The 26,534-nt window shown below is 46.9% G+C and carries 26 protein-coding genes; 14 read left to right on the forward strand and 12 right to left on the reverse strand.

From position 1 onward, the window contains the following. Nucleotides 1-26 precede the first annotated feature (26 nt). Nucleotides 27-1,334 carry an aminopeptidase PepB gene (gene pepB, locus ORJ01_RS04445; RefSeq protein ID WP_306177093.1) on the reverse strand — a complete coding sequence of 436 codons (1,308 nt, stop codon included), beginning with the start codon at nt 1,332-1,334 and terminating at the stop codon, nt 27-29. Between the two features lie 290 nt (nt 1,335-1,624). Between pepB and dksA the strand changes: the two genes are divergently transcribed. The 12 genes from dksA (at nt 1,625) to frdD (ending at nt 12,107) form a co-directional block, all read left to right on the forward strand. Then, nucleotides 1,625-2,074, forward strand: coding sequence for an RNA polymerase-binding protein DksA (gene dksA, locus ORJ01_RS04450; RefSeq protein WP_226749552.1), 450 nt, complete (start codon nt 1,625-1,627; stop codon nt 2,072-2,074). A 16-nt stretch (nt 2,075-2,090) separates the two neighbouring features. Then, nucleotides 2,091-2,996 (forward strand): tRNA glutamyl-Q(34) synthetase GluQRS, encoded by a 906-nt coding sequence (gene gluQRS / locus ORJ01_RS04455; protein ID WP_306177094.1) that lies wholly within the window; start codon nt 2,091-2,093, stop codon nt 2,994-2,996. A 253-nt stretch (nt 2,997-3,249) separates the two neighbouring features. Then, nucleotides 3,250-4,560 (forward strand): polynucleotide adenylyltransferase PcnB, encoded by a 1,311-nt coding sequence (pcnB, locus tag ORJ01_RS04460; RefSeq protein WP_371930716.1) that lies wholly within the window; start codon nt 3,250-3,252, stop codon nt 4,558-4,560. Continuing rightward, nucleotides 4,553-5,092 carry a 2-amino-4-hydroxy-6-hydroxymethyldihydropteridine diphosphokinase gene (gene folK / locus ORJ01_RS04465; RefSeq protein ID WP_306177095.1) on the forward strand — a complete coding sequence of 180 codons (540 nt, stop codon included), beginning with the start codon at nt 4,553-4,555 and terminating at the stop codon, nt 5,090-5,092. Before pcnB ends, folK begins: the two co-directional genes overlap by 8 nt. Nucleotides 5,093-5,106: 14 nt before the next feature. Further along, the gene (panB, locus tag ORJ01_RS04470; protein ID WP_226749549.1) at nt 5,107-5,901 is read left to right on the forward strand and encodes a 3-methyl-2-oxobutanoate hydroxymethyltransferase; all 795 of its coding nucleotides are present in this window, start codon (nt 5,107-5,109) and stop codon (nt 5,899-5,901) included. Then, a complete protein-coding gene (panC, locus tag ORJ01_RS04475; RefSeq protein WP_226749548.1) occupies nt 5,902-6,744 on the forward strand; it encodes a pantoate--beta-alanine ligase in 843 nt (280 codons plus the stop codon). A gap of 27 nt (nt 6,745-6,771) precedes the next feature. Next, the gene (locus ORJ01_RS04480) at nt 6,772-7,608 is read left to right on the forward strand and encodes a DUF72 domain-containing protein (RefSeq protein ID WP_306177096.1); all 837 of its coding nucleotides are present in this window, start codon (nt 6,772-6,774) and stop codon (nt 7,606-7,608) included. A gap of 313 nt (nt 7,609-7,921) precedes the next feature. Then, a complete protein-coding gene (locus ORJ01_RS04485) occupies nt 7,922-8,815 on the forward strand; it encodes a prenyltransferase (RefSeq protein ID WP_306177097.1) in 894 nt (297 codons plus the stop codon). Nucleotides 8,816-8,842: 27 nt separating this feature from the next. After that, nucleotides 8,843-10,618, forward strand: a complete 1,776-nt coding sequence (gene frdA / locus ORJ01_RS04490; RefSeq protein ID WP_306177098.1) for a fumarate reductase (quinol) flavoprotein subunit — start codon at nt 8,843-8,845, stop codon at nt 10,616-10,618. After that, the gene (locus ORJ01_RS04495; protein WP_306177099.1) at nt 10,618-11,331 is read left to right on the forward strand and encodes a succinate dehydrogenase/fumarate reductase iron-sulfur subunit; all 714 of its coding nucleotides are present in this window, start codon (nt 10,618-10,620) and stop codon (nt 11,329-11,331) included. Before frdA ends, ORJ01_RS04495 begins: the two co-directional genes overlap by 1 nt. Nucleotides 11,332-11,340: 9 nt before the next feature. After that, entirely contained in the window at nt 11,341-11,730 is a 390-nt protein-coding gene (locus ORJ01_RS04500; RefSeq protein WP_306177100.1) for a fumarate reductase subunit C, read from the forward strand. After that, nucleotides 11,727-12,107, forward strand: a complete 381-nt coding sequence (frdD, locus tag ORJ01_RS04505; RefSeq protein ID WP_306177101.1) for a fumarate reductase subunit FrdD — start codon at nt 11,727-11,729, stop codon at nt 12,105-12,107. Before ORJ01_RS04500 ends, frdD begins: the two co-directional genes overlap by 4 nt. Before the next feature lie 30 nt (nt 12,108-12,137). Here frdD and panP read toward each other — a convergent pair whose 3' ends face one another. From panP to mpl, 5 genes are all read right to left on the reverse strand, one after another. Continuing rightward, nucleotides 12,138-13,784, reverse strand: coding sequence for a pyridoxal-dependent aspartate 1-decarboxylase PanP (gene panP / locus ORJ01_RS04510; protein WP_306177102.1), 1,647 nt, complete (start codon nt 13,782-13,784; stop codon nt 12,138-12,140). A 122-nt stretch (nt 13,785-13,906) separates the two neighbouring features. Continuing rightward, on the reverse strand, nt 13,907-14,677 hold the full coding sequence (locus ORJ01_RS04515) for an ABC transporter permease (RefSeq protein ID WP_226749540.1): 771 nt from the start codon (nt 14,675-14,677) through the stop codon (nt 13,907-13,909). Further along, complete coding sequence (locus ORJ01_RS04520; protein WP_226749539.1) at nt 14,674-15,600, reverse strand: ABC transporter ATP-binding protein; 927 nt, start codon at nt 15,598-15,600, stop codon at nt 14,674-14,676. The genes ORJ01_RS04515 and ORJ01_RS04520 overlap by 4 nt, the downstream gene beginning before the upstream one ends. A gap of 21 nt (nt 15,601-15,621) precedes the next feature. Next, the gene (locus ORJ01_RS04525; RefSeq protein WP_226749538.1) at nt 15,622-16,242 is read right to left on the reverse strand and encodes a flavin prenyltransferase UbiX; all 621 of its coding nucleotides are present in this window, start codon (nt 16,240-16,242) and stop codon (nt 15,622-15,624) included. Next, nucleotides 16,242-17,600 carry a UDP-N-acetylmuramate:L-alanyl-gamma-D-glutamyl-meso-diaminopimelate ligase gene (gene mpl / locus ORJ01_RS04530; protein WP_306177103.1) on the reverse strand — a complete coding sequence of 453 codons (1,359 nt, stop codon included), beginning with the start codon at nt 17,598-17,600 and terminating at the stop codon, nt 16,242-16,244. Before mpl ends, ORJ01_RS04525 begins: the two co-directional genes overlap by 1 nt. A 145-nt stretch (nt 17,601-17,745) precedes the next feature. Between mpl and ORJ01_RS04535 the strand changes: the two genes are divergently transcribed. Continuing rightward, nucleotides 17,746-18,726 carry a class 1 fructose-bisphosphatase gene (locus ORJ01_RS04535; RefSeq protein ID WP_226749536.1) on the forward strand — a complete coding sequence of 327 codons (981 nt, stop codon included), beginning with the start codon at nt 17,746-17,748 and terminating at the stop codon, nt 18,724-18,726. A gap of 72 nt (nt 18,727-18,798) precedes the next feature. Further along, nucleotides 18,799-19,326, forward strand: a complete 528-nt coding sequence (gene ppa, locus ORJ01_RS04540) for an inorganic diphosphatase (RefSeq protein WP_226749535.1) — start codon at nt 18,799-18,801, stop codon at nt 19,324-19,326. Nucleotides 19,327-19,375: 49 nt separating this feature from the next. Here ppa and ORJ01_RS04545 read toward each other — a convergent pair whose 3' ends face one another. The 6 genes from ORJ01_RS04545 to ORJ01_RS04570 all read right to left on the reverse strand — a co-directional run bounded on the left by ORJ01_RS04545 (nt 19,376) and on the right by ORJ01_RS04570 (nt 26,294). Then, on the reverse strand, nt 19,376-21,592 hold the full coding sequence (locus ORJ01_RS04545) for an EAL domain-containing protein (protein ID WP_306177104.1): 2,217 nt from the start codon (nt 21,590-21,592) through the stop codon (nt 19,376-19,378). 99 nt (nt 21,593-21,691) lie between these two features. Next, nucleotides 21,692-23,809, reverse strand: coding sequence for a response regulator (locus ORJ01_RS04550; RefSeq protein ID WP_306177105.1), 2,118 nt, complete (start codon nt 23,807-23,809; stop codon nt 21,692-21,694). 87 nt (nt 23,810-23,896) lie between these two features. Continuing rightward, the gene (locus ORJ01_RS04555; protein WP_306177106.1) at nt 23,897-24,643 is read right to left on the reverse strand and encodes a TIGR04219 family outer membrane beta-barrel protein; all 747 of its coding nucleotides are present in this window, start codon (nt 24,641-24,643) and stop codon (nt 23,897-23,899) included. Between the two features lie 4 nt (nt 24,644-24,647). Continuing rightward, entirely contained in the window at nt 24,648-25,625 is a 978-nt protein-coding gene (locus ORJ01_RS04560; protein WP_306177107.1) for a DUF2333 family protein, read from the reverse strand. 8 nt (nt 25,626-25,633) lie between these two features. Next, nucleotides 25,634-26,068, reverse strand: coding sequence for a copper chaperone PCu(A)C (locus tag ORJ01_RS04565; protein WP_226749530.1), 435 nt, complete (start codon nt 26,066-26,068; stop codon nt 25,634-25,636). Nucleotides 26,069-26,117: 49 nt separating this feature from the next. Then, nucleotides 26,118-26,294: a hypothetical protein gene (locus tag ORJ01_RS04570; protein ID WP_236128752.1), complete on the reverse strand. Its 177-nt coding sequence runs from the start codon at nt 26,292-26,294 to the stop codon at nt 26,118-26,120. Between the last annotated feature and the right edge of the window lie 240 nt (nt 26,295-26,534).

Here is a 26,534-nt window from a genome sequence, read left to right on the forward strand (position 1 = left end):
AAATGCGGCCAGGGTGACAAGTTAAATTACGCCGATAATTCATGTAACAACATAGCCGCGATTGTGCGGATCCCTTGACCCGTTGCGCCCACGGCTAAAAAGCCATTAGCGCTATCACGATAGGCTGCCGCTAAATCAAAGTGCAACCAACCTTGGCCATTATTTGGCACAAAGCGACTTAAGAAACCGGCTGCATTACTGGCACCACCGGCGCCACCGCCTTTTACTGGCCGGCTGTTAGCGGTATCGGCAAAGGCCGACGGACACTGTTGCTGATGCCAAGGCTCTAAAGGCAGTTGCCACAGTAACTCTTGTTGCTGCTCGGCATAACTTAGCGCGCGTTGTGCTAAGGGTTTATCTAATGCAAACAGGGCATTGTATTCTGAGCCAACCGCCGTTACGGCTGCACCGGTTAACGTCGCCGCATCAATAATTAACGGCGCACCACTTTCCGCTGCCATTTGTAAGCCATCGGCCAACACTAAACGCCCTTCAGCATCGGTATTAACAATTTCGACTGTGGTGCCATTTTTATAAGTAATAATATCGCCCAATTTGTAAGCATGACCACTGATCAAGTTTTCAGCACAGCACAAAATCAGTTTAACCCGCTGGGTTAAGCCCTGCAAAATAGCCAAGGCTAACGCCGCGGTCACCGTAGCGGCACCGCCCATATCACATTTCATGTGCAACATGCCTTCGGTCGCTTTGATCGAATAACCACCACTGTCAAAGGTAATACCTTTACCGACCAAGGCAGCCGCCACCGGAGTATCCGCTTTACCGCTGGGGTTAAAATCCAGTTCTAACATTGCGGGCGCTCGCACGCTACCGCGACCTACTTGATAAATACCATGCCAGCCTTCGCTAACTAATTGCTCACCACTGATCACGCGATAGCTCACTTTAGCAGTGCCAGCCACTTCTTCAATAAAGGCAGCGGCTTGTGCGGCTAACTTCTCTGGTGATAATTGCTCAGGGGTTTGATTAATTAACGCTTTAGCAAACTGGAAACAACGCGCTTGTTGCTCTAATAGTTTGACTGTGGCGCTATCACCGGTAAAGTGCACGCCACCTTGGCGCTTGGCATTCACAAAACCTTGATAAAATGCCCACTGTAATTCCAGCGGCCACTCACCGCTTAATTGCAACGACGTTACGCCTAAGCCATCTAGCATCCGAGCGGCTTTTTGCACGTTACGGCGCTCTTGACCTGCGCTAAGATGAATTTGATAACCTTGCTCGCTGGGGCTAATTAACGCATTAGCGCCAAACTGGGCCGCGGCGGGTTGCTGTTGCAAACTGATGTGAAGTACTGAACTGTTTGAATTCATTCTTAGCTCCGAAAATAAAAGGGCAAAGTAAGCCATCTGCTGGCTGATGGCGTATTGTAGCACACTGCAGTACTTTGCTAACGGCAGTGCGCTTAACAAATAACGCAAAATAAGTGTTTATTATTACTCACTTGAGCGAAAGTCAATGCAGACTTATCGAAAATAAGTGACGGCAAGGCGGTCTGTCTGTATACTTCCGCGGTTTTTTATTAGTGATTGCGGTAGCGGTGATATTCTGCTATCTATAGCCGCCAGCTTTTTGGCTTGGTGGGATTGTACAGGAGAGAATCATGCCAGTAGGCAATAACAATAAATCCCTTGGGCTATTAGCGCTAGCGGGCGTAGTTCCCTATGAAGCAGCGGTCGGGGAAGAGTACATGAACCCGAAGCAGTTGGAGCATTTCCGGAAAATTCTGGATGCATGGCGCCAACAACTTCGTGAAGAAGTGGATCGCACTAAAACACATATGGCTGATGAAGCAGCCAATTTTCCTGATCCAGTGGATCGTGCAGCTCAAGAAGAAGAATTCAGTTTAGAATTACGCGCACGGGATCGTGAACGTAAGTTACTGAAGAAAATTGAAAAAACATTACAAAAGATCGAAAATGACGACTTTGGTTTTTGTGATACCTGCGGAATCGAAATCGGTATAAAACGATTAGAAGCACGTCCTACTGCTGATCAATGTATTGATTGTAAGACGCTGGCTGAAATCAAAGAGAAGCAACTCGGCGGTTAACGCTGCGGCAAACTCAGTGTCAGAGCATTTTGCAACGCAAACGGCCGGTTATCGCGGCCGTTTTGCTCCCTCCCCCTCGGGGCCATTACATTTTGGCTCACTTGTGGCGGCTGTTGGTAGTTATCTTCAAGCAAAAAGTCAGCAAGGCCAATGGCTGTTACGTATCGAAGATATTGATACGCCTCGCATGCAAGCCAATGCCGATAGCGACATTATGCACACCCTAGAAAGCTTTGGCTTATGCTGGGATGGCCCGGTTATTTATCAAAGCCAACGGTTGGATCGCTATCAAGACGTATTTAATCAACTGCAGCAACAAGGCTTGTTGTACGGTTGCCAATGTTCACGCAAAGCAATCCAAGCCGCCGGCGGCCTCTATAACGGGCGCTGTGCCGCTAAACAATTGACGACACCGCCTTTAGCCTGGCGTCTGCGTGCGGCAGATGTGCATTGTCATTTCCATGATCAGGTGTTTGGTAACCAGCGTATCGATGCCGCCTTAGCTGCAGAAGATTATATCGTTAAGCGCCGTGATGGGTTATTTAGTTATCAACTAGTGGTGGTGATTGATGATCAGGATCAACAGATCAGCGAAGTGATCCGAGGGGCCGATTTACTCAGTATGACTCCCAGGCAACAGCATTTGTTTCAGTTGCTGGGGCAAACCGCTCCACTGTACGGCCATTTACCCTTAGCCGTTACCGCGCCGGGGCAAAAACTGAGTAAACAAAACCATGCAAGCGCCCTCGCTCATTGGCCAAATCATCACAGTTTAGCGGCGGCATTACGTTTGCTAGGCCATGCCCCGCCTGATGAACTGCGGCAAGCACCAGTAATGGAAATACTTGCTTGGGCTACCCAGCACTGGCAGCTGGCGAAAGTACCAAAACAACTCGAAATTCGCTGTACAGATTTTGCGTAATTTGCGCGACATTCACTCAGCGTAATTAAAATACAGAGAGTGTCGCCTTGCATTCTCATTTTCCGCAGATTCAGGTATGATACGCCGGTTTTTTCGGCTCAAAACAGCCCGTTCGTTTCCATTGAGGAGAAACACCATTATTTCGCGCGTGATTGACTTTTGCCGTCGTACCCTTGGCGCAAAAAATACCGAAACCGTAACGACTGAGCCAGTGGCTGCCGTTGCAAAAACTGCCGTCTCTAGCTTACCGCCGATGCGTGTTATTGGCCGTGATCAACACTCGATTTCTCGCAAAGACATCAGCCCGAATGCGCTGAAGGTACTTTATCGTCTAAAAGACGCTGGCTTTGAGGCATATTTGGTTGGCGGGTGTATCCGCGATTTACTGATTGGTTTAAAACCAAAAGATTTTGATGTGGTGACCAATGCTCGCCCAGAAGAAATTAAACAGGTCTTTCGTAACTGCCGCTTAATTGGCCGCCGCTTTCGCTTAGCGCATGTGGTTTTTGGCCGAGAAGTCATCGAAGTAGCAACGTTTCGTGGCCACCATAGCGGTGCCGAAGACGATGAAAATGTCAACAAAATCGCTAGCTTAAGCGATCATGGGCAAATCCTGCGGGATAATGTCTATGGCACCATCGAAGAAGATGCTGAACGTCGTGACTTCACTGTTAACGCGCTGTATTACTCGATCAAAGATTTTACCATTTACGATTTTGCCGAGGGCATGCAAAGCATCGCCAATCGCAATATCGAATTAATTGGCGATCCTGACGTTCGTTACCGTGAAGATCCGGTGCGAATTTTACGCGCCATTCGTTTTGCCACCAAACTGAATATGCAATTGGCGGCGAAGACGGCTGCACCGATCCCGCAATTAGCGGTATTGCTGAAAAACATTCCGGCACCACGCTTGTTTGATGAACTGGTAAAAATGTGGTTAGCCGGAAAAGGTTTCGATAACTTCATGCTGATGCGTGAATTAAAAGTGCTGAAGCAATTGTTGCCACAGTTAGAAAAACTGCTGAAACAAGAGCCTGAAGGCAAAGCCTTTCAGCTGATCACCCGAGCGTTACAAGATACGGATCAACGTGTAGCGCAAGATAAACCGGTGACTCCCGCCTTTATTTTTGCAGCATTACTCTGGTACCCGGTTGAAGTACGCGCTCAAACTTTACTGATTGAAAGCGGTTTAAACGAGAACGACGCTTTTAGTATCGCCATGACCGAAATATTGGATGATGTGCAGCGCAATATTGCCATTCCTAAACGCTTTAGCCTAGCCATGCGTGACATCTGGATGTTACAAGGTCGCCTGACGAAGCGCGCGGGTCGGCGGGCTTATAAGCTTATGGAGCAAACCAAGTTTCGCGGTGCCTATGATTTTCTGGTGCTGCGAGCAGCGGCCGAAGGCGGCGATTTGCCGGAATTAGCACAGTGGTGGGAACAATTTCAGTTTACCGACGAAGCGAATCGATTAGAGTTAATTCAGCAGTTGGGCCGCGCAGGACAAGAAAGACCGAAGCGTCGGCGTAATTACAAACGTAAACCGAGCCATGATTAAGCAGACAGAATTATGCTATATCGGCTTGGGAGCGAATCTCACAGAGCCCGTCGCCCAGTTACAGCGAGCGGTTGCAGCATTAGCGCAACTGCCTGCTTGCCAACTGTTGCACGTATCGCGTTTTTACAGTTCTAAGCCGATGGGGCCGCAAGACCAGCCTGACTATGTCAATGCGGTGGCGGCCTTAAATACCGAACTTAGTGCACAGCAATTACTGCAGGCTTTGCAGCAGATTGAGCTGGAACAAGGACGGCAGCGTAAAGCCGAACGCTGGGGGCCGCGCACTCTCGATCTGGATATATTATTATTTGGGCAACAGCAGATTGATACCCCCAACCTAACCGTGCCGCATTACGGTATGAAGAAACGCGAATTTGTGCTGTACCCATTAGCAGAGATTGCGCCGAACTTAGTATTACCAGACGGCACTGCCCTGTCGCAATGGCTTAGCGCCGTGCCGTTAAATGGCTTGCAACCGCTGCAACTTGTCGCTCAAGGTACTTTGTGCGAAGGTGCACCCTCAGACAATTAGTCGGATACGATGATATGGCGAAGATAACCACCGCAGTCTTACAAAAAATGAAACAACAAGCCGATAAAATCAGCATGTTGACCGCTTACGATGCTAGCTTTGCTAAACTGTTTGCTGAGCAAGGCGTTGATGTTCTGCTGATAGGTGATTCTCTCGGTATGGTTTTACAAGGCCATAGCGATACCCTGCCTGTGACTGTCCAAGATATCGCTTACCATACTCGCGCTGTGCGTGCAGGCGCACCAGAAGCTTTCGTTATCGCTGATATGCCTTTTATGAGTTACGGCAGTACCGAGCAAGCGTTGCAAAGCGTCGTACCCTTGATGCAAGCAGGCGCGAATATGGTCAAGCTAGAGGGCGGTGACTTTTTATTACCCACCATTACCGCCTTAACTGAACGCGGAGTACCGGTGTGTGGTCACTTAGGCCTAACACCGCAATCTGTACATATTTTAGGAGGGTATAAAGTACAGGGTAAAACGGCAGAGAAAGCCGATGCCATGCTGCGTCAAGCTTTAGCCTTAGAAGCTGCAGGGGCACAGTTATTAGTACTAGAGTGCATTCCAACGCCACTGGCACAGCGGATCACCGCAGCGCTGACTATCCCGGTGATTGGCATTGGAGCCGGTAATGTTACCGATGGCCAAGTGCTGGTGATGCATGATCTCTTAGGTATTAGCAGTGGTTACATCCCGAAATTTTCTAAAAATTATTTAGCCCAAACGGGCGAGATCCGCAGCGCCATTGCCAGCTATGTCAGTGAAGTCAAATCCGGCGTTTTTCCAAGCCAAGAGCACAGTTTTAATTAAATGAATATTCTGCAATCTGTTAATGAGCTACGCAGCCAAATTCTGCGCTGGCGACAAGCGGGACAAAGCATCGCTTTTGTGCCGACGATGGGTAATCTGCATGCTGGCCATCTAAAATTAGTTGATGTTGCGAAGCAACAAGCCGATCAAGTGATTTGCAGCATCTTTGTTAATCCCATGCAGTTTGGTAAAAACGAAGATTTGGCCAGCTATCCTCGCACTTTAGAGGATGATATTGCTGGTTTAACACAGCACGGCGCCGCCGCTTTGTTTACCCCCACTCCTGAGATCATGTACCCACGCGGTTTAGACGTACAAAGTTATGTTGAAGTGCCTTTACTCGGCGATCTGCATTGTGGCGCCAGCCGTGCCGGGCATTTTCGCGGTGTCAGTACCGTCGTCAGTAAGCTATTTAATTTAGTGCAACCCGATGTCGCTTGTTTTGGTCAAAAAGACTATCAACAACTGGCGATTATCCGGCAAATGGTCACCGACTTGTCTTTTCCTATTCGGATCATTGGTGTGCCTACTGAGCGCGCTGCCGATGGCTTAGCCTTAAGTTCGCGAAACGGCTATTTAAGCGCAAGTCAGCGCCAGCAAGCGCCGGCGCTATATCAGATTTTACAGCAAGTAAAAGCGGCCATCTTGGCCGGCCAGCATGATTATCGGGCACTTGAGCGCCAAGCCAAAGCCGACTTAACTGAAGCGGGCTTTCGTCCTGATTATTTTGATATTAGCCATCAACACACCTTGGCCCTGGCAGAGCACGCCACCGAGCCGAAGGTGATCTTAGCGGCTGCAGCGCTTGGCACGACCCGATTGATTGATAATCTGGAAGTTTAAGCAGTGCAGTTGTATTTGGGCTGCCCCATGTGGGCCAATCCGCAGTGGAAAGGCAGCCTGTACCCTGATGATACTCCGCAACACGCTTTTTTAGCCCAATATGCCGCCGTGTTTAACACGGTGGAAGGCAATACCAGTTTTTATGCCGATCCAGATGCCAAAACAATAGCACGCTGGGCATCGCTGTTACCTGCAGACTTTCGCTTACAATTAAAAGTCCCCTCGCGGCTGTCACATCAGTTACACAGTGATAATACCGCTGAACTGCAAGCTTGGTGGCAATTGCTCAGCCCGCTACATCCGTTATTGGGTATGATCCATTTACAACTGCCTGCCAGCACAGGCCCAGCTAATCTCGACTGGCTGACGCAACAACTGGATATCTTAAGGCCGTTAACCCCCATCTGTGTTGAGGTTCGCCATCCCGCTTTTTTTGACAAAGGCGATGCTGAGGTGCAGCTAAACCGCCTGCTGAGCCACTATCAAACCGAACGCGTAGTGTTAGATAGCCGAGCGCTATTTTCGGTACCCGCCAATAGCCCTGCACTGCTGGATGCGCAGCAAAAAAAACCACGCTTACCGGTGCATGCCATTTGTTTAACTGAAACGCCTGTGATGCGCTTTATTGGTTGTGCTGACGCCAGCATTAACCAGCATTATTACCAACCTTGGCTAACTAAAATTGCCAGCTGGCTGCGTGCAGGTAAAACACCCTATTGCTATTTCCATACCCCTGACAATCAGGGGGCACCTGCGTTAGCTCGGCAATTTACCCGTGATTTACAACATCAACTGCCTGAGCTACAACACGCAGTACTTGCCCCCTGGCCAGGCGAGCAGCGCGATCAATTAGCCTTATGGTAGCGCTATTTGCTTTTACTGATAACTCTTCCTAACCTTTAAATAAGCTCACTCTCTGGCTTGCACTGGTTTTGCCACAAAACAACGCAAGCATAATGTAGATCAAACCGCTGCTAACGCAATACCTGTACTATAACAGAGTTGATGTTAAGCATTATGCCGCAGCTAACGGCTGACAAGCTTTACTCGATGCTGCTGAGCTGTATGAGTGTTGTGTCGGCTACAGCGGGTAAAAGCCATTACAGTAACTTGCCGCCATACTCAATAAGCATAGCCTTAGCGTATCGTATTTATTAAACAACATAAGGATATGATCTTGTTTGCAGTACTTTTCGGCGTCAGTCGCGCAAACTTTCTTACTTTAACGCTAGTGTGTGTGTTACTGGCTGCTACGGCAGGCTGGCAAATGGTGGCCATGTCAACATGGCAAAACTACCTACTGGTGACCTTAATTGCGCTCAGTGCTCATATCAGCGTCAATGCCTTTAATGAATACTTTGATTTTAAATCGGGGCTCGATTTTTTAACCCAGCGAACGCCATTTAGTGGTGGCAGTGGTACCTTAGTAAACCACCCTGAAGCCAGTAGTATTGCGCTGAAACTGGCGATTATTTCGTTATGTGTGGTCATTTTTGCCGGTCTTTATCTGAGCTTTCAGCAAAACTGGCAATTACTGTTGATTGGTATCCCCGGTGTGCTGATTATTTATGCCTATACTCAGTATTTGAATAAAAACGCATTAGCCTGCTTATTAGCACCCGGTTTTGGCTTCGGCTTACTGATGACACTGGGCGCCTTTTGGGTGTTTGCTGGGGGCTTAACCGCCGGTGCTTGGGTACTGGCGATGATTATCAGTTTGTTAGTCAGTAATTTACTGCTGCTAAATCAATTTCCTGATGTTGAAGCGGATCGTCAAGTCGGCCGCAATCATCTGCCCATTGTTATTGGTCGTCGACGCAGCGCCATGGTGTTTACTGGCTTCATTTTTGCCAGTTATAGCCTATTGATCATAGCCGTTGTTATGCAATTACTACCCTGGCAAACCTTGCTAGGCTTACTCAGTTTACCCTTATTGCTGAAGTTACTGCCGGGCATTTTTAAGTATGCCGACCAACCGACCGAACTTAGCCCCTATCTTGGGATAAACGTCATACTTTGCCATGTGTATCCCTTGTTACTTTGTGCCGGCCTCGCTTGGGCGGCAGTTTAAACACTCGCACACTTTTAAGGATTTTAGATGCAGCTACTAGAAACCGATATCGCCATCATAGGTGGGGGTGGCGCGGGGTTAAGAGCGGCGATCGCTGCAGCAGAAGCCGACCCGGCTTGTCGAATCACCCTGTTATCTAAAGTGTATCCCATGCGATCACATACCGTTGCTGCCGAAGGAGGTGCCGCCGCAGTAACCTTGGCGCAAGACAGTATGCAAGGTCACTTTGAGGACACTGTTACGGGTGGCGATTGGTTAGCAGAGCAAGATGTGGTTGAGTATTTTGTGCAACATGCCTATGAAGAATTAGTTAATTTAGAACATTTGGGGTGCCCTTGGAGCCGACGCGAGGATGGCAGTATTCAAGTCAGACGCTTTGGCGGCATGAAAACCGAGCGAACTTGGTTCGCCGCAGATAAAACCGGTTTTCATATTTTACATACCTTGTTTCAAACATCTTTTAAATACTCGAATATTCAGCGCTTAGATGAGTTTTTTGTTTTAGATTTATTAGTACATGAGCAACAGATAGTTGGTGTGCTTGCCATACAACTCACCACTGGCGAACTGTATCAGATCCATGCCAAAAGCGTCATTCTGGCAACAGGGGGCGCTGGCCGAGTATTTCACCACAACACCAATGGTGGCATTGTTACGGGTGATGGCATGGCACTGGCCTATCGGCATGGTGTCGCGCTGCGCGATATGGAGTTTGTGCAATACCATCCAACCGGTTTGCCCGGCTCTGGCATCTTAATTACCGAGGCATGCCGTGGTGAAGGTGGCATTTTACTCAATCGTGACGGCTACCGTTACCTGCAAGATTATGGCCTAGGCCCTCAAACTCCGCTGGGTAAGCCGGAAAATAAATGCATGGAGCTGGGCCCGCGCGATAAATTATCGCAAGCCTTTTGGCATGAACAGCAGCAGGGCCGAACGGGTGATTGTCAGGGGCATGCGGTTGTCTATTTAGATTTGCGCCATTTAGGCGAACGCCATCTGCAACAACGACTGCCCTTTATTTGTGAATTAGCTAAGGCTTATGTCAATGTCGATCCCGCAAAAGCCTTAATACCGATCAGACCGGCCGTGCACTACACCATGGGGGGTATTTTAACTGATGCCCAATGCCAAACCAGTATCGCCGGTTTATTTGCCGTCGGCGAATGTGCCTCTGTGGGGCTGCACGGGTCCAACCGCTTGGGATCTAACTCTTTAAGCGAATTACTGGTGTTTGGTCATGTTGCTGGTAAGCAAGCGGTCAGCTTTGCTAAAACGGCTAAGGCCGCTACTCGCACTGAAGTGGTTCAGTACTGCCAGCAGCAACAGCAACAGTTGCAAGCCAAACTCGGTGTAAAAAACGCCGACAGTGTAGCCGCAATTCGCCATGAGATGACACTGGCAATGGAACAAGGTTGTGGCATCTATCGTGATACTGCGGGTATGCAACAATGTTTAGCTACTCTGGCGCACTTGCAGCAACGTTATCAACAGGTGTTCGTCAGCGACCACAGTAAGGTCTTTAATACTGAGTTAATTCAACATTATGAGCTAGGCTTCGGCTTAGATGTGGCCAATGCTATGGTCAGCAGTGCATTGGCACGGCAAGAGTCTCGAGGCGCTCATCAGCGCCTCGATGACGGTATGCAACAGCGTGATGATGAGCGCTTCCTACAACATAGCCTAGCCCAATTAACCGAGCAAGGGACTGCCAGTATTCGTTATCAGCCCGTGCGTATCACTCAGAGCAAACCGGCGGTCAGACGTTATGGTGCAGAGCCTAGCCAACAGGAGCAGCGTTAATGCAGAAAACACTGGTGATTCAACGCTACAACCCAGAGCAAGATCACAAACCGCATCCGCAGCATTTCACTGTACCCTGCGATGACAGTACTTCGGTGCTCGATGCATTGTTGTATATTCAGCAGCAACTGGATCCAACGCTGGCTTTTCGATGGTCTTGCCGCATGGCTATTTGTGGCTCCTGTGGTGTGATGGTCAATGGCATACCGAAGCTTGGCTGTAAAACGTTTCTGCGTGATTATAAAGATGACATCACGCTGGAAGCCTTAGCACACTTTGCCACCGAAAAAGATCTGATTTCTGATATGTCAGTGTTTTTAACCCATTTGCAGGCAGTCAAACCTTACCTCATTAACCACGACACCCGCTTACAGCCGCATCAGCAAACACCAAAACAGCTGGCGAAGTATGCTCAGTTTTCCAACTGTATTAATTGTGGTTTATGTTATTCCGCTTGTCCGCAATTTGGTTTAAACCCAGCGTTTTTAGGCCCCGCCGCGCTGACTTTAGCGCAGCGTTATAATCTCGATAGTCGCGATCAGGGAAAAGCACAGCGCATGCCGCAGCTTAACGGTAAAAATGGCGTCTGGGGATGTACCTTTGTCGGCTTTTGCTCGGATGTCTGCCCAAAACAACTCGATCCGGCTGCGGCCGTCAATCAGGGTAAAGTAGCGTCTGCTGCGGACTTTGTGATTGGTATCTTTAAACCTTAGGAGCGCATCATGTCAGAACCCCGTCAGGTTAACCAAGCTTATCAGAGTCAACTGCAGCGCAATTGGTGGTTAAAGCATGGCTACTATCAACGTTATATGCTGCGTGAAGCGACCGTTTTACCCTTATTGTTTTTTTGTGGTTGCCTGCTAACCGGCCTGTACAGTTTGCAACATAGCGAACAAAGCTGGTTGAATTGGCTTGCCTTTATGGCCACCCCTTGGGTGATTGGCCTAAACCTTTTGACCTTTTTGGCTAGTTTGTTTCATGCCAAAACCTTTTTTGAATTGTTTCCTCGGGTGTTACCCATTCTGCCAGCGCCGTTAATGATTGCAGGGCAATGGCTTGGCACACTCAGCGTGACGTTATTACTCGCATTGTTATTAGGGGGTGTGCTATGACGCAACCGGCCCGTTCTGATGAACCGATTTGGTGGGCTTTATTTAGTGCCGGCGGTGTGTGTTTTGCCGTGCTGATCCCAGGGTTAATTCTTACCCTCGCGATTGCCTATCCTTTGGGATTATTACCGGAAAACGCTTTAGATTATACAAAAATACGCCAGTGGCTCTTTAGCGATTATTGGGGATTAGCAGGTTTAGTGCTGGTGGGCGCAGGGCTGTGTATGCCGCTGTTTCATGCCATGCACCGCGTGCATCATGGTATGCATGACTTAATGCTCAGAGCGGGCGGCTGGGGTAAAGTGCTCTGCTATGGTAGCGCCAGCTTGTTAAGTGCAATGGCGCTGTATTTTTGGTATTTAGGCCTAAGTGCAAGCTAAACCCCCGACGCCGCAGCGTCAGAGTCAGGATTAAGCTAAGATATCAGCAGCAAATTGGCGTAATCTGGGATAGAAGTCTTTGTCTAATTGCGCCAACTGATCTTGTTCCACTAAGACCTCACGCAGAATCTCTTCTGTGGTAAGGGGGTTCGCCAGTACCACGCGAAAGACGATTGTTTCTTGTCGATCATAGCGCACAGGAGTTAACCGGGTACGAGAGACAAAAGATTTCCCCTCTTCCCGCTGCCGTTTTTGAATAAACTGCGTTAAACCATTTAACAGCTCGTTGATACGGCGGCGTTGCTCAGGCGTGCCATGCGCCAGCGCTTTTTGCACCTGCGCGGGAACATAGCGATAGGTCAAAATGCACAGTTCAGGCTCAGTGATCAGCTCAAAATCAATATTATGGCTAATCAGCGTGGCAAAGTACTTGGCTTTTTCGATACTGCGTTCAATTAAGATCTGATAGCCTTTATAGCCAATCACTTGCAAACACGCGTGCACCAGCATTGCCATGCCCGGCCTAGAACCTTCTAAGGTTTGGCTGCCGAGATCTTTCGAGCCCTTACGCAATATATATTCAGCATGATGCTCAATCGCATTCGCCGCAGACGGATGCTTAAACACCACCATGCCCGCGCCCATTGGCACATACATTTGTTTATGCGCATCAATGGTCACCGAGTCGGCGCGCTCTATGCCCGCAAGCAGGGTTCGGTGCTTAGCCGAAAATAACGTCGCACCTCCCCAGGCCGCATCAACATGGAAATGACACTGATATTCTGCGGCCAGATCGGCCAATTTATCTAACGGATCCACGTTACCGGTTTCTGTTGCACCGGCCACTCCGACAATCGCTAACACTTTAATCTGCTTTTGCTGTAGCTCGTTCAACACCCGGCGCATCTCGGTAATATCGGCTTTGTTATTCGCGTCAGTTTTTATCGAAATAACCGAATCACGGCCAATGCCAAGCACATCAGCCGCTTTACCTAACGAGTAATGCCCCCGCTCAGACACGACAATGGCTAACCCTTGATAACCGTAATGCTGCATCGCGCGGAATAAGCCCTCTTTTGCAATACCTTTAAAATCACCCTCAGCTTTCAGTAGTTTGTTACGCGCAATCCATAATGCGGTAATGTTGGCAATGGTGCCGCCAGAACAAAACGCGCCGAGCGAGTGATTGGCACTGTGCATCCATTTTTTATAGAACCCTTCGCGCTCGCCGTACACTAAATGGTGCATCATGCCGAGTACTTGCCGCTCTAATGGCGTAAAGGCTTTCGAGGTTTCAATCTTCACCAAGTTTTGATTAAGCCCTACCATCATTTTCGACAGCGGCAACACAAAATAGGGTAAGGCTGACGTCATATGGCCAATAAAGCTGGGCGCTGCCGTATGCACAGAGTGTGCAACCAGCTTTTGCATAATGCTTTCGGTATAGTCAGAGACAAAACTGGGTTGTTCTGGGATCTGGTATGCCTGAAAATCCCGCTCGATTTGCCATAGCGGTTTTTCGACAGCAACAATGCTCTCGTTTAAAAAACCAGCCAAATTCTGCGACAAATTCTGCTCAATAATGCTCAGTGTCGAGTCCGGTGCTTCCGGAACAGTAAAGATCCGCCACAACGCTTCTTCCGAAGCGGTTGCTTGGCGTTTTGTTTGGTCATTCATGCCTGTCAGTACCTTGCTGCATTCGATTAACCCTAGGTTGGTTTATACACCAACCTGGAGTGTTATGGTTGCAACCATTAAATGTCTGCAAAAATCATATCCCTGTATCCGGGATTTAGTATTTAGCTACGCAAACCTATACCTTTGTTAATAAGATACATGGCATAACTGAATAAAACGATAATAAATCCTAAAACTACTGCTAGCGCTAACCACAGACTGACGTCTGAATACCCTAAGAAACCATAGCGAAAGGCGTTAACCATATACACTATTGGATTTAAAGCAGCAACTTTTTGCCAAAAACCAGGCAATAACGACAACGAGTAAAACACCCCTCCCAAATAGGTTAATGGCGTTAAGACAAAGGTGGGGATGATACTAATATCATCAAAGGTTTTCGCATACACCGCGTTGATTAAGCCACCTAAAGCAAACAGCATAGACGTTAAAATCACCGTAACAATAATGATCGCCAAATTATGAATTTGGATCGTCACAAAAAACAACGACAAGATGGTTACGATTAAACCGACCAACATGCCACGCGCCATACCACCGCCAATATAACCCAGCACGATGATAAAATTTGGCACTGGCGCAACTAATAACTCTTCGACATTACGTTGAAACTTCGCACTAAAAAACGATGAGGCAACATTAGTGTAAGAATTGGTGATCACCGACATCATAATTAGGCCAGGTACAATAAACTCCATATAGCTAAAGCCATTCATCTGACCAATACGTGAGCCAATCAAGCTACCAAAAATAACAAAATACAAACTCATGGTAATGGCGGGTGGCACCAAGGTTTGCACCCAGATCCGCATAAAGCGGGTAATTTCTTTATTTAAAATACTTTGTAATGCAATCAAGTACTGGCTTCTCATACTGCCACCTCCCGACCATGCTCTACTAAAGTGACAAACAACTCTTCTAAACGATTCGCTTTATTGCGCATCGATAGCACTTTGACGTCTTGCGCACTGAGTTGGCTAAAGATAGGGTTTAAGCCTTGCGATTTTTCTACATCCACTTCAATACTTTGTTCATCCAACTGTCGCCAAACAAAGTCGGTTAATTGTAAATTTGCAGGCAACTGTGCCACATCGAATATAAAGGTTTCTTTGCCCAGCTTGGCCAGCAATGCCTTCATGGTGGTGTTTTCAACAATATTGCCTTTATCAATAATGGCAATATTGCGACAGAGCATTTCGGCTTCTTCTAAATAATGCGTGGTCAGAATAATGGTGACACCTTGCTGATTAATGGTTTTTAAGAACTCCCACATCGAGCGGCGTAATTCGATATCCACGCCAGCGGTAGGTTCATCTAATATCAATAGTTTAGGCTCATGCATTAGCGCCCGCGCTATCATCAAACGCCGCTTCATACCACCGGATAACTCACGAGCCGGCGCCGACCGTTTTTCCCACAAACCAAGCTGCCCGAGGTACTTTTCGGCGCGTTTTAACGCCACCGTTTTCGGTACGCCATAATAACCCGCTTGATTGATCACAATCTGTAACACCGTTTCAAACTGGTTAAAGTTAAATTCTTGCGGTACCAACCCTAAACAACTTTTCGCGGCTTCTAACTGTGTATCGATATCGAAGCCAAACACCCGCACCTTACCTTGCGTTTTATTCACCAACGAACTGATCACACCAATAGTGGTGCTTTTACCTGCGCCATTCGGGCCAAGTAAGGCAAAGAAATCACCCTGCTTAACTTGCAAATCAATGCCTGACAACGCCACCGTGCCGCTGCCATAAATTTTATGCAGATCTGAAATATCCAGTGCAATTTCCAATGTTAACTCCTCTTTGAATACTTAGTTACCACCGTAGCCCCAACGCGCGACTAATTGCTGCGACAAACCCAGCTGGTCGAGAATACGTGCCACCATAAAATCCACTAAATCGCTGATCTGCTGTGGTTGATGATAAAAGCCTGGTGCGGCAGGCATAATACAAACCCCTAGCCGACTCAGCTTTAACATGTTTTCTAAATGGATAGCACTGAGTGGGCTTTCTCGCACCACTAAAATTAACTTACCGCCCTCTTTAATAACGACATCGGCGGCGCGCTCTATCAAGTTATCACTGGCACCTTGAGCAATCGCTGACAGACTCCCGGTTGAGCAGGGACACACCACCATCTGCCGCGGTGCGGCCGAGCCGGACGCGACTGGTGAAAACCAGTCATCTTTGCCATACACCTTGAGTAGTTCAGCGTCACATTGAAAATGTTGCTGTAATTGCGCAGCACAGCGCTCAGCGGCGGCGGGTAACTTAATATCATGTTCGGTAGCAAAGACCACACGCGCCGCACTAGAAATCAGCAAGTGCACTTTGACCTGTTGCTTTAACAACAATTCTAATAAGCGCCAGCCATAAGGCGCACCTGATGCACCGGTAAAGGCTAAAGTGATTTCTGTTGGGGATTGATTCATTAAGTGTTCCATTTATCTGTGAGGGCAGTCAGTAATTTCTGATGAATCCCGCCGAAGCCGCCATTACTCATAATGACAATGCTGTCACCGGGTTGAGCGGTTGCCACTAAACGCGTCAATAATTCATCAATATCGTAACTCACACTGGCCGGGCCATGAAGCCGCGCAACCAATTCACTCATCGACCAGCCGGCATTGCGTGGTTCAAACAGTAACACTTCATCGGCACTGAGTAACGCTTGCGGTAACGCGGCTTGATGTACGCCCAGTCGCATGGTGTTCGAGCGTGGTTCAAGTACGGCTATGATACGTTGCTGGCCCACTTTGGCACGTAAACCTTTTAAGGTCGTTTCAATCGCCGTGGGGTGATGTGCAAAATCATCATAGATAGCAATATTACCCGGTGTCCCTTTTAATTCCATACGGCGCTTCGGCGCAATAAAACGGGCTAAAGCTTCAATACTGACGACAACCGGCACGCCCGCATGGCGAGCCGCGGCAATGGCCATCATACCGTTATCGACATTATGCTGGCCGGTTAGCTGCCAAGTGACGCTACCTTGCAACTGTTGTTGCCAAAACACCTGAAATGCCGAACCATCCACTTCCGTTAACGCGACTCGCCAATCGGTACCATAAGCTTCGCGTTGACTCCAGCAACCTAAGGCGAGTGTTTGCGCTACAGCCGGTACACCTTCCGGCGACACCACTAAACCTGAAGCCGGTACCGTGCGCAACAGATGATGAAATTGCCGTTGAATGGCGGCCAAATCTGGGAAAATATCCGCATGATCATATTCAAGGTTGTTAATCACTAAGGTGCGTGGCCGGTAATGCACAAACTTCGAGCGTTTATCAAAAAACGCCGTGTCATATTCGTCGGCTTCAATTACAAAAAACGGCGCATCGCCTAAACGGGCAGAGCAATCGAAGTTTTGTGGCACACCACCAATTAAGAAGCCCGGTTTTAAACCGGCATACTCGAGGATCCAAGCTAACATACTTGCGGTGGTGGTTTTACCATGCGTGCCGGCGACGGCAATCACCCAACGCTGCTGCAAGAGTTGCTCGGATAACCATTGCGGCCCTGAGCTATAAGCTAAGCCGTGTTCTAATACATACTCCACCGCAGGGTTGCCGCGAGACAGCGCATTACCAATAATCACCAAGTCAGGTGCAGGTTCCAACTGGGCAGGATCGTAACCTTGCGTTAAACTGATGCCAAGTTGTTGCAGTTGCGTGCTCATTGGCGGGTAAACATTGAGATCGGAGCCGGTGACGTGATGTCCCAAGGCTTTCGCTAATGCGGCGATGCCCCCCATAAAGGTGCCACAAATACCTAAAATATGAATATGCATATATCTTTTCTCTTAACAATCGCCGGCTATTGTAACAAATGCAGATAAAGCTGCGATGAAAACTGCAATTTAAGGAAAACTTCTTTAAAATAACTATTGCTGTTAACAGCAAACCTCTGACCCGATAAGAAAAGGACCTACTATAATGCGTCGCATCTCCCCCGTACTGCAACAAGATGGCGTGGATCCAGACCTGATCTCGCTTTTGAAGACTATTCTCGCTGCCTGTCGTGAAATTGCCTTTCGGGTAAGTCAAGGTGAACTGGCCGGTGTTTTAGGATCAACCCTGGCCGAAAATGTCCAAGGCGAAACACAAAAAAAACTCGATATTATCGCCAACGAATTACTCAAAGAAATTATCTTAGAAACCGGTGTTGTCAAAGCAATTAGCTCTGAAGAAGAAGACACCATAGTACCGGGTAACCCTAATGGGCGTTACTTAGTCACGTTTGATCCGCTCGACGGCTCATCTAACACCGATATTAACAGCCTACTCGGCACTATTTTCTCAATTCTTCCCGCTGATGCAGCAAAAGAGGCTGATGATGCCAGTCAATTTTTACAACCCGGTACGGCACAAGTTGCCGCAGGTTATGTGCTCTACGGTCCGTCGACCATGTTAGCGCTAACGACCGGTAAAGGCACGCGTCTGTACACCTTAGATAAAACCTATGGCGGCTTCTTATTAACCGAAGACACGGCGACTATTCCTAAATACACCGCCGAATTTGCAATTAATATGTCAAACCAACGTTTTTGGCAGCCTGCTATGCAGGAATATATGGCCGATTTACTAAAAGGCAAGGAAGGGCCTCGTGGTAAAAACTTTAATATGCGCTGGATCGCTGCGATGGTCGGTGATGTACATCGCGTATTGTGCCGTGGCGGCATCTTTATGTATCCACGCGATAACAAAGACCCGAGCAAGCCCGATAAACTGCGTTTAATGTACGAAGCTAACCCGATGAGCTTTTTAGTAGAGCAAGCCGGTGGGGCAAGTTCAACCGGCTATGAACGTATTATGGATATCGTGCCCACCGATATTCACCAGCGTGTGGCCGTCATTTTAGGCTCAAAACATGAGGTCGAGACCTGTGTTAGCTATCATGCTAAGCAGCCCAACTAAGACCAATAACTTATAGCGAATTTTACGGGTGTCATTATAATGTCGCCCAGCCATTAACCAGAGGACCAAGCGATGAGCTTAAGCGATGTAGCTGCAGGTAAAAACCTGCCAGACGAAATTAACGTAATTATTGAAATTCCAGCTAATGCTGACCCGATTAAATACGAAGTCGATAAAGATACTGGCACGGTATGGGTTGACCGCTTTATGTCGACCCCGATGTTCTACCCTTGTAACTATGGTTTCGTTAACCAAACTTTATCGTTAGATGGGGACCCAGTTGACGTTTTAGTGCCAACACCTTATCCATTAGTACCAGGTGCGGTAATCAAGTGTCGTCCGGTTGCCGTTCTGCATATGGAAGATGAAGCAGGCCAAGATGCCAAAGTATTAGCGGTTCCAGTCAGTAAACTGACGAAGCTTTATGATCATATCCATGATGTGAATGACGTTCCTGAACTGTTGAAAAAACAAATTCAGCACTTCTTTGAACGTTACAAAGAACTGGAAAGCGGTAAATGGGTAAAAGTAACAGGTTGGGGTGATGTTGCTGCCGCCAAAGCCGAGATCATGACCTCATTTGAACGCGCGAGCAAGTAACCTCATTACGCCATAAGCCAGCATCATTGGCTTATGGCGTTTAACTGCATTAATTTTCTGCTAAGTAAGCCATTAATTCAGCATGTGGCAGTGGTTTAGCGAAGAAATAACCTTGAACTTCATCACACTGCATTTGAGTAATCACCGCCAACTGCTCTGCCGTTTCTACGCCTTCAGCAATGGTTTGTAAGCCAATACGCTTACCTAAATTGATAATGGTTTCAGCAATTAAGCCACCATCTTGCTGATCAATTGCATTAATGAAAGCCCTGTCTACTTTAATGCGATCCAGCGGTAATTGTTGTAAATAACTTAACGACGAAAAGCCGATACCAAAATCATCTATCGCGACCTTAATACCAAAGCTTTTCAGCTTTTGTAATGCACTGATCACCCTATTCGGTTCGTCCATCACCACCGATTCGGTGATTTCCAGTTCTAACAGGTGTGGCGCAACCTGATAACGCTGTATGGTTTCGATAACCGAAGGCACAAACTGTGCTGAACGAAATTGTGGCATCGACACATTTACGGCAATTCGCAGATTAGTATAACCGACCTCAGCTAAGCGCTTTAATTGCTGACAAGCCTGTTCTAGCACCCATAAACCAATATCCACAATCAACCCTGAATACTCCGCCAATGGAATAAACACGGCCGGTGAAATATATTGATTCGGCTGATGTGGCCATCGTAATAAGGCTTCCATTCCAACTACTTTTTGCGTTTTGATACACAGTTGTGGCTGATACCATAACTCCAATTTGTCTAGGGCAAAGTCGGCTCGGAGCTTACGCAACATGTTTAAGCGATTACTGACTTCATCCTCCATCGAAGGCTCGTAATATTGATGGTGCACTCCCAAAGTCTTTTTAGCTTTATTCAGCGCAATATAAACATGCTTCATAATAACCATGCCCTGCTCACCCGAGTCGCGTAAACGACAAATACCAAAGGTAGCATTAACTTGCAGGCTATGCTCAAACGCTTGAAATGGCGAACTGAATACCGCTTTTAACCGCGTGGGGGTTAACTGGTCTTCTGGGCCCACTAAGGCGAAGACATCCGCCCCCACCCGGCCTAACTGACAGCTAATGCCAAAATGTTCGATCAAGCGCAGCGTAACAGCAACCAACAGTTCATTACCCACCTCTTGACCCAGGCCATCATTCACATCTGAGAAATGATCAATATCCACCAGTACGGCAACCATATTGTCAGGTTCAAACCGTCGCGTATCCTGCAAGATTTGAATAAACTCATTACGATTCGGCGTTTTGGTTAACGGGTCAATATAGGCCGCATGTCTTAATTGTTGGAATAACGCGACATTCTCATAACCAATCGAGATATTGGTTAAAAATACTTCGATAAGTTGCTGATCCGCGGTATCAATAGGCCGATTGGTTTCAATATAAACGGCAGCATTGTGTTTCTCGTTGCCTAAATATAAAACGGTGTCACGTTCCGTGAAGATATGCCGTTTACTCAATAGACACAGATTAATTTGCTCAACAATCCGTTTATTCTCTAAGCGTTCTAATTGGCATTTAATGTAAGGCGCGTAATGCCCGGCCGCACCCAATACATAAATACGATCACTTGCCGAGCCGTCATCTTCAATCTGTGCACACAAAACACCTTCAGCGTGCAAGCCAATTAACGAAGAAATTTGCGTGACCACGCCTTCAGAGAATTCATGTAATGAATGCTGTTCCAGCAAATTGGCACCGGCACTGATGATTTTTTGTAGACCAAGGCGATTTTGATTAATGGTTTTAATTTGCTGATAGGAACGAATAGAAGAAATAATCGAGGTAACCAGTTTACTGCGGGTCAGTTCTGTTTTTGTTTTGTAGTCATTGATATCGTATTCTTTGATAACACTTTCTTCAGGCGCATAACCTGGCTGACCGGTGCGCAAGACAATACGTAACTCATCCATACGCAATTCGTCTCGAATACGCCGCACGACCTGTAAACCTGCGTCATCGGTCTCCATCACCACATCGAGTAAAACCAACGCTGTATCAGGCTGTTTCAGTAAAAAATCGATGGCTTGCTGCCCGGAGAAGGCATGATGAAATTGCAAACGCTTACCTAGCACGATCAAATCATTCAGCGCCAGTTTGGTTACGGTGTGGATTTCTTCATCGTCATCGACGATCAACAGATGCCAAACATCAAGTTCATGCAACGGTGTAGTCGGCGCATGTTCATCGTCTGCTAAAAACAGAAATCCTTCATCTGCGTTATTTTGTATCATCGGCCAACCTTTATATTAACGTCCTGCTAATTTAACCGCTTCCTAACTGCAAAGGGCGTGCTGCTAATCCCCTAATAGGTATGCGCATAGCTTAGATTTTTAATGTAGCTGATAATGCGCTAACAGTGCTGCAAATTTACTCGGTTCTAACGGCTTTAACAAGATATCATCCATACCTGCTTTTTTAAATTCGGCAATTTCTGCCGGCAACGCATGCGCGGTAAACGCTAATATGGGTGTATGTTGATATCCGGGTAAAGCTCGCAACTGTTTCGCTACTTCAATACCCGACATATCAGGCAAACGAATATCTAATAAAATCATATCAAATTGCTGATGCAAGCACAGCTGTAACACCTGCTTACCGGTTAAAGCTGAAGCGAGCTGCACCGGCTTGTTTTGCAACAGGATATTAATAAAAGCTTGGTTCGTTTCATTGTCGTCGACCACTAATAAACTTTTATGCCGCTGGCTTTTTAACACCTCGACAGCGTGTTGCTGTAGCATCATTAAACTAAATTCTGCACTCGCTATGCAAGGCAATAGTGCTTGCCAATGCGATAACGTTAACTCTGGAGCAAAAGCTTGTATGTTAATACTGGCTTGATAAGAGGAAATTAATTGCTGCCAAGCTTCATTGGGTTGTTCTGCCGGCAAAAACATTAATAACCGCTGTGGCGCTGTCTGCTCTAATTTGCGTTTTAACTCGGAAAAATGACTGCAAGCACTTACCTGCACCGCTTGGCTAGCTAAGCCTGCTAAACGACCCTGTAGCCTGTCGCTATCTTGATCAAACACCAGTAAGCGATCCACAGGACTACTAAAGGTCACCCCTTGAAGCGCAACCGGAAAACGCAAGCGAATACTTGAGCCGAGCCCTTCTAATGATTGCACCTGTAACTCAGCCTGTAACAACTTAACCATCAATTGTAATAGGGCTACATCCACATCGCGCCATTGCCAGTTTGACGATTTGGCCTGACTGATATGCTCAATAATATGCGCAGGTAAACCATTACCATCACAGCTCAGATGCAGCAGCAGATGAGGCTGCGCTGTGGCTTCTAAGGTCACTCGGCATAAAATACGCTGAGTATTCTCAGAGCGTACCGCCAACAACAACATCGCTTGTAAACTGGCTTGCAGCACTTCCTCGTCTAACAATACATCAAAATTTATATTATCTGGGCCTTCTACCCAATCAATACTGGTTCCTTGTGCCAGGATCTTATGCAAAGCACCAAACTGTTGCGGTAACCAATGCACCAGCGATAACGGATCTTTTTTTAAACTACGCGGATTAAACTGAAAGAGACCATACAAAAAATGCAACCGCAATAACGTTTGAAACACTGCCACTGATAATTGCTCTTGTCGCTGCCACAGTAATTTACAGTGCTGTAACCAAGCTGACATTTGTTGGCGCAGTATGTCAGCCTGCTCGGTCAAGACACTGCTTTGTTGTTGTTGGGCCGTACATTGCTGCTGCAAAAATTGCTGTTGTTGCGCCGCATTCTCTAACTGCTGTTGCAAACTCAGTTGCTGTTGCTCTGCCTGTACACGCCAGTCAAGTAACGCCTGTACATCAGACGGCACATTCGACAGCCCACGGGTTTCGGTATCAACGGCGGTCAGGCGATCTAGCCATAAGTTACGTTGTTGTTGCCAAAGATAGACCATCCATAACGTTAGCATAAAAAATACAGTAAAAATTAAACCACTAATACTCAGAGGTAACAGCACTGAAGGCCAAGTTTCGGCGGTTTCAGGTAGGATTAATAGAAAAGCATCGGGCGTTTTAAAATGATCAAATTGGCCTGACGCGGCAGACCAAATCATCAACGGTTGTAAAGCCACTCGACCTTGCTCAGTTTGTAACAACTGATATTGCCGACTTTGCGTTTCAATTTTAGATGGTAATGCGGTCAAAGCGCCGGTGCTGGCTAATTGTATGCCATCAGATTGATAGACGCCGAGTGCGGCAATCGGTAGTAAGGCGCTGAACTGTAATTCATTAAGATGGGAACTAAGTTGCTCAGCCGACGTTTGTAATAACAAGGGTTTTAAACTGATTTTTAACAGATCGGCATATTGCTGCAGCTGGCGCTGCGCCTGTTGATCAGCAACGCGGACTTGCCAGCTAAATAAGACGGCCGCCAACATAAGGCAGGCGGCGACATAGATAAGCGTAAGATTTCGGAAAAGCTGCGTCAACATCGTGCTCTTTAAGCATAATAAAGACGGTTACTATATTGCTTAAGGCTAATAGTAACAAGTCAAACCAGAATACTTAGGCTTTTTTAACTAAAAGTGCAATTCTACGCCGGCAAAAGCGCCTTTAAATTGTAAATCGGCGTACAAATCATCGATATCATCCAAACGTAAATCGACTGTGCGATAACCTACTTTCAAGCGCAGATCTATCAGCAGATTGTCAACCAGCTGGTAGCCAATTCCCGCTTGAGCATCATATAAATGACTGTCTTGCCAGCGCGTAGCATTCGCCGTTGCAAATACATCTAACCCCGTACCAAGGATACCAATACGCGTATCGACATACAGCATCGGCACAACTTGGTTAATATCTTGGATCGTTCCAACGGAAGCTGAACGGGCTGAGGCATAGCCTTTTAAATGTTTCGCCGTGACACCTAAGTCGAGTGTGATTAAGCCATTATCTAACACTTCATAATACAAGACATAATCCGTACTGCTGAGATCCAGCTCAGTGGCTATGTTAGTACCTTGAATGTAATTGACGCCACCAAAAGTAAAAGTGCTATTGAGCAGTGTATTACCTTGTGCTTCCAAGGTTTGATATTGAATACGCAAATTAGGCAGTAGCGGCAACGGGTGCTCTAACGCCAAGTAAAAAGATTGCTGAGATGCATCTTCAAAGTTAAAGGCCTGTGTTTGCTCAGAATTAGCGAAACCACCATTCACTTGAGTTTGCCAGTAATCGGCACCGGCATAGAGACCTAATACGGTATCTGCTTGCACTGTCGTGCTGAGCAACAACAAAGAACCTAATACACCCATACACTTTTTCATTTTACTATCCTTGTATTAACAACTCTGATAAATCAATTAATGCCGCATTAGCGCGTGAAATATAATTAGCCATCACTAAACTATGATTGGCCAGCACCCCAAAACCACTCCCGTTTAACACCATAGGGCTCCAAATCGGTTGCTGTGTCGCTTCCAGTTCGCGAATAATTTGCTGCAAACTGACCATGGCATTACGACGTTCTAATACATCAGCAAAATCAACCTCAATCGCCCGCAGGTATTGTAATAACGCCCAGGTCGCACCACGGGCTTCGTAAAATTCATCATCCAATTTCCACCAACTGGTTTTTAACCACTGTTTTTCGGGGGTCGTTGTAGATTGACGTGCGGCAGCATCACCCGCTAAATCCGTATTTAAACGCTCTTGCCCTACACTTGCGCTTAAGCGTTGCGAATAACTGCCCAAGCGCTTTTCAACGTTTTTTAGCCAGTCGCGTAAATTATCCGCGCGAGCATAAAACTGGCTATCGTTCTGTTTTGGATCCATTAAAGCTTGCCGATACATATAAAACTGTTCAATTGCTTTACGGTATTCTGATTCGGCGCTGGGTAACATCCAGCTTTGATGATCAATATTTAATTGCGGCTGCGCCACTTTAAGAAATGCATTTTCGGCCGATTGGGATTGCGAACGGCTGAAATCTTTACGCAACGCTAGCGCTAGATCACGTGACATTTCTAGTACACCAAATTCCCATGCTGGCATATTGTCTAACAAGCTAAAAGGCGGTAAGACATCATTTGCCATATAACCGCCCGGCTTGTTTAACAGAGTTTCACTTACTTGAATTAAAGCGGTAGTGGTACTGTAGCCAGCAACACGCTGCTGCTCAGTGCTCATGCTGTTTGTTGCAGTAGCGGGTAACACCATGGCAGGCTCTCGACTGACCCACCAACTGAGCATCCAAAACAACAATAACAAGATAATGGCAGACCAACTGCCAATCATAGATTTATTCATGGTTTCTCCTATCGGCGTGGCATGGCTACTAATGGGAATGCAAACTGTAACTGGCTTCCGTCTTTAAATTGAAGAGTGACCGGTACCGTTTCACCAATCACCAGCGGTTGCGTTGGCGTAAACATCATCATATGCAAACCGCCTGGGGCAAAAATCAAGCGCGCACCGGCATCGACTTCAATGCTAGCTACTTCAACCATGCGCATCATGCCATCTTGTTCGATATGTTGGTGTAGTTCAATTACCTCAAAAGCGGGACTACTGGCAGAGACTAACTCAATGGATTTTGTTGAGTCATTTTGCAATTGAAAGTAACCTGCCGTTACCGTGCGACCGGGCAAGGGCGCACGCACTTCTGCTTGGGTTAACTGCAGTTCAGCTGCACTTAATGCCGCACTAGCTAAACACAAAGCACTGCAACACATAAAGAAAAAATATCGCATCTTACTGATCCTTGCTGGTTTGACCTGCCTTTATCTTACACCAAAACCACTACAGCGACAGTGTAAATCCGGTTTTGATCCGTGCAGCTTGCTCAATCGTTGGCGTTTTTTTGCGACGAGGCTTGCTAAAGCGCCACACCACTAAAGCCGGTAACATGCCTAAAATAAAGCCAAGTAACGGCATAAGGTAAATCAACAGCAGAGTATCATGTTGAAATAACATCATTTGTCACCTGCCTTATGATTAAACAGGCGGTTTAACGGATTTAAGAATGGCATAGACGGCTCCTTGCTTAAGCATCATCCTAGAATCAGGAACATGCCTAAGTTGTTTCAAGTGCCGTGCCAGTAAACAGAAAAAACATAAGACTATGAATTATATATAAAAAAATAAAGTCAGCGAAATACTAAGGTGATTACTCGATAGCTGAAAATAAAAAAAGTGGCGAAAATCACCACTTTTTTA

Source organism: Alishewanella sp. SMS8 (genome assembly GCF_030737935.1).
Classification (GTDB): Bacteria; Pseudomonadota; Gammaproteobacteria; order Enterobacterales; family Alteromonadaceae; genus Alishewanella; species Alishewanella maricola.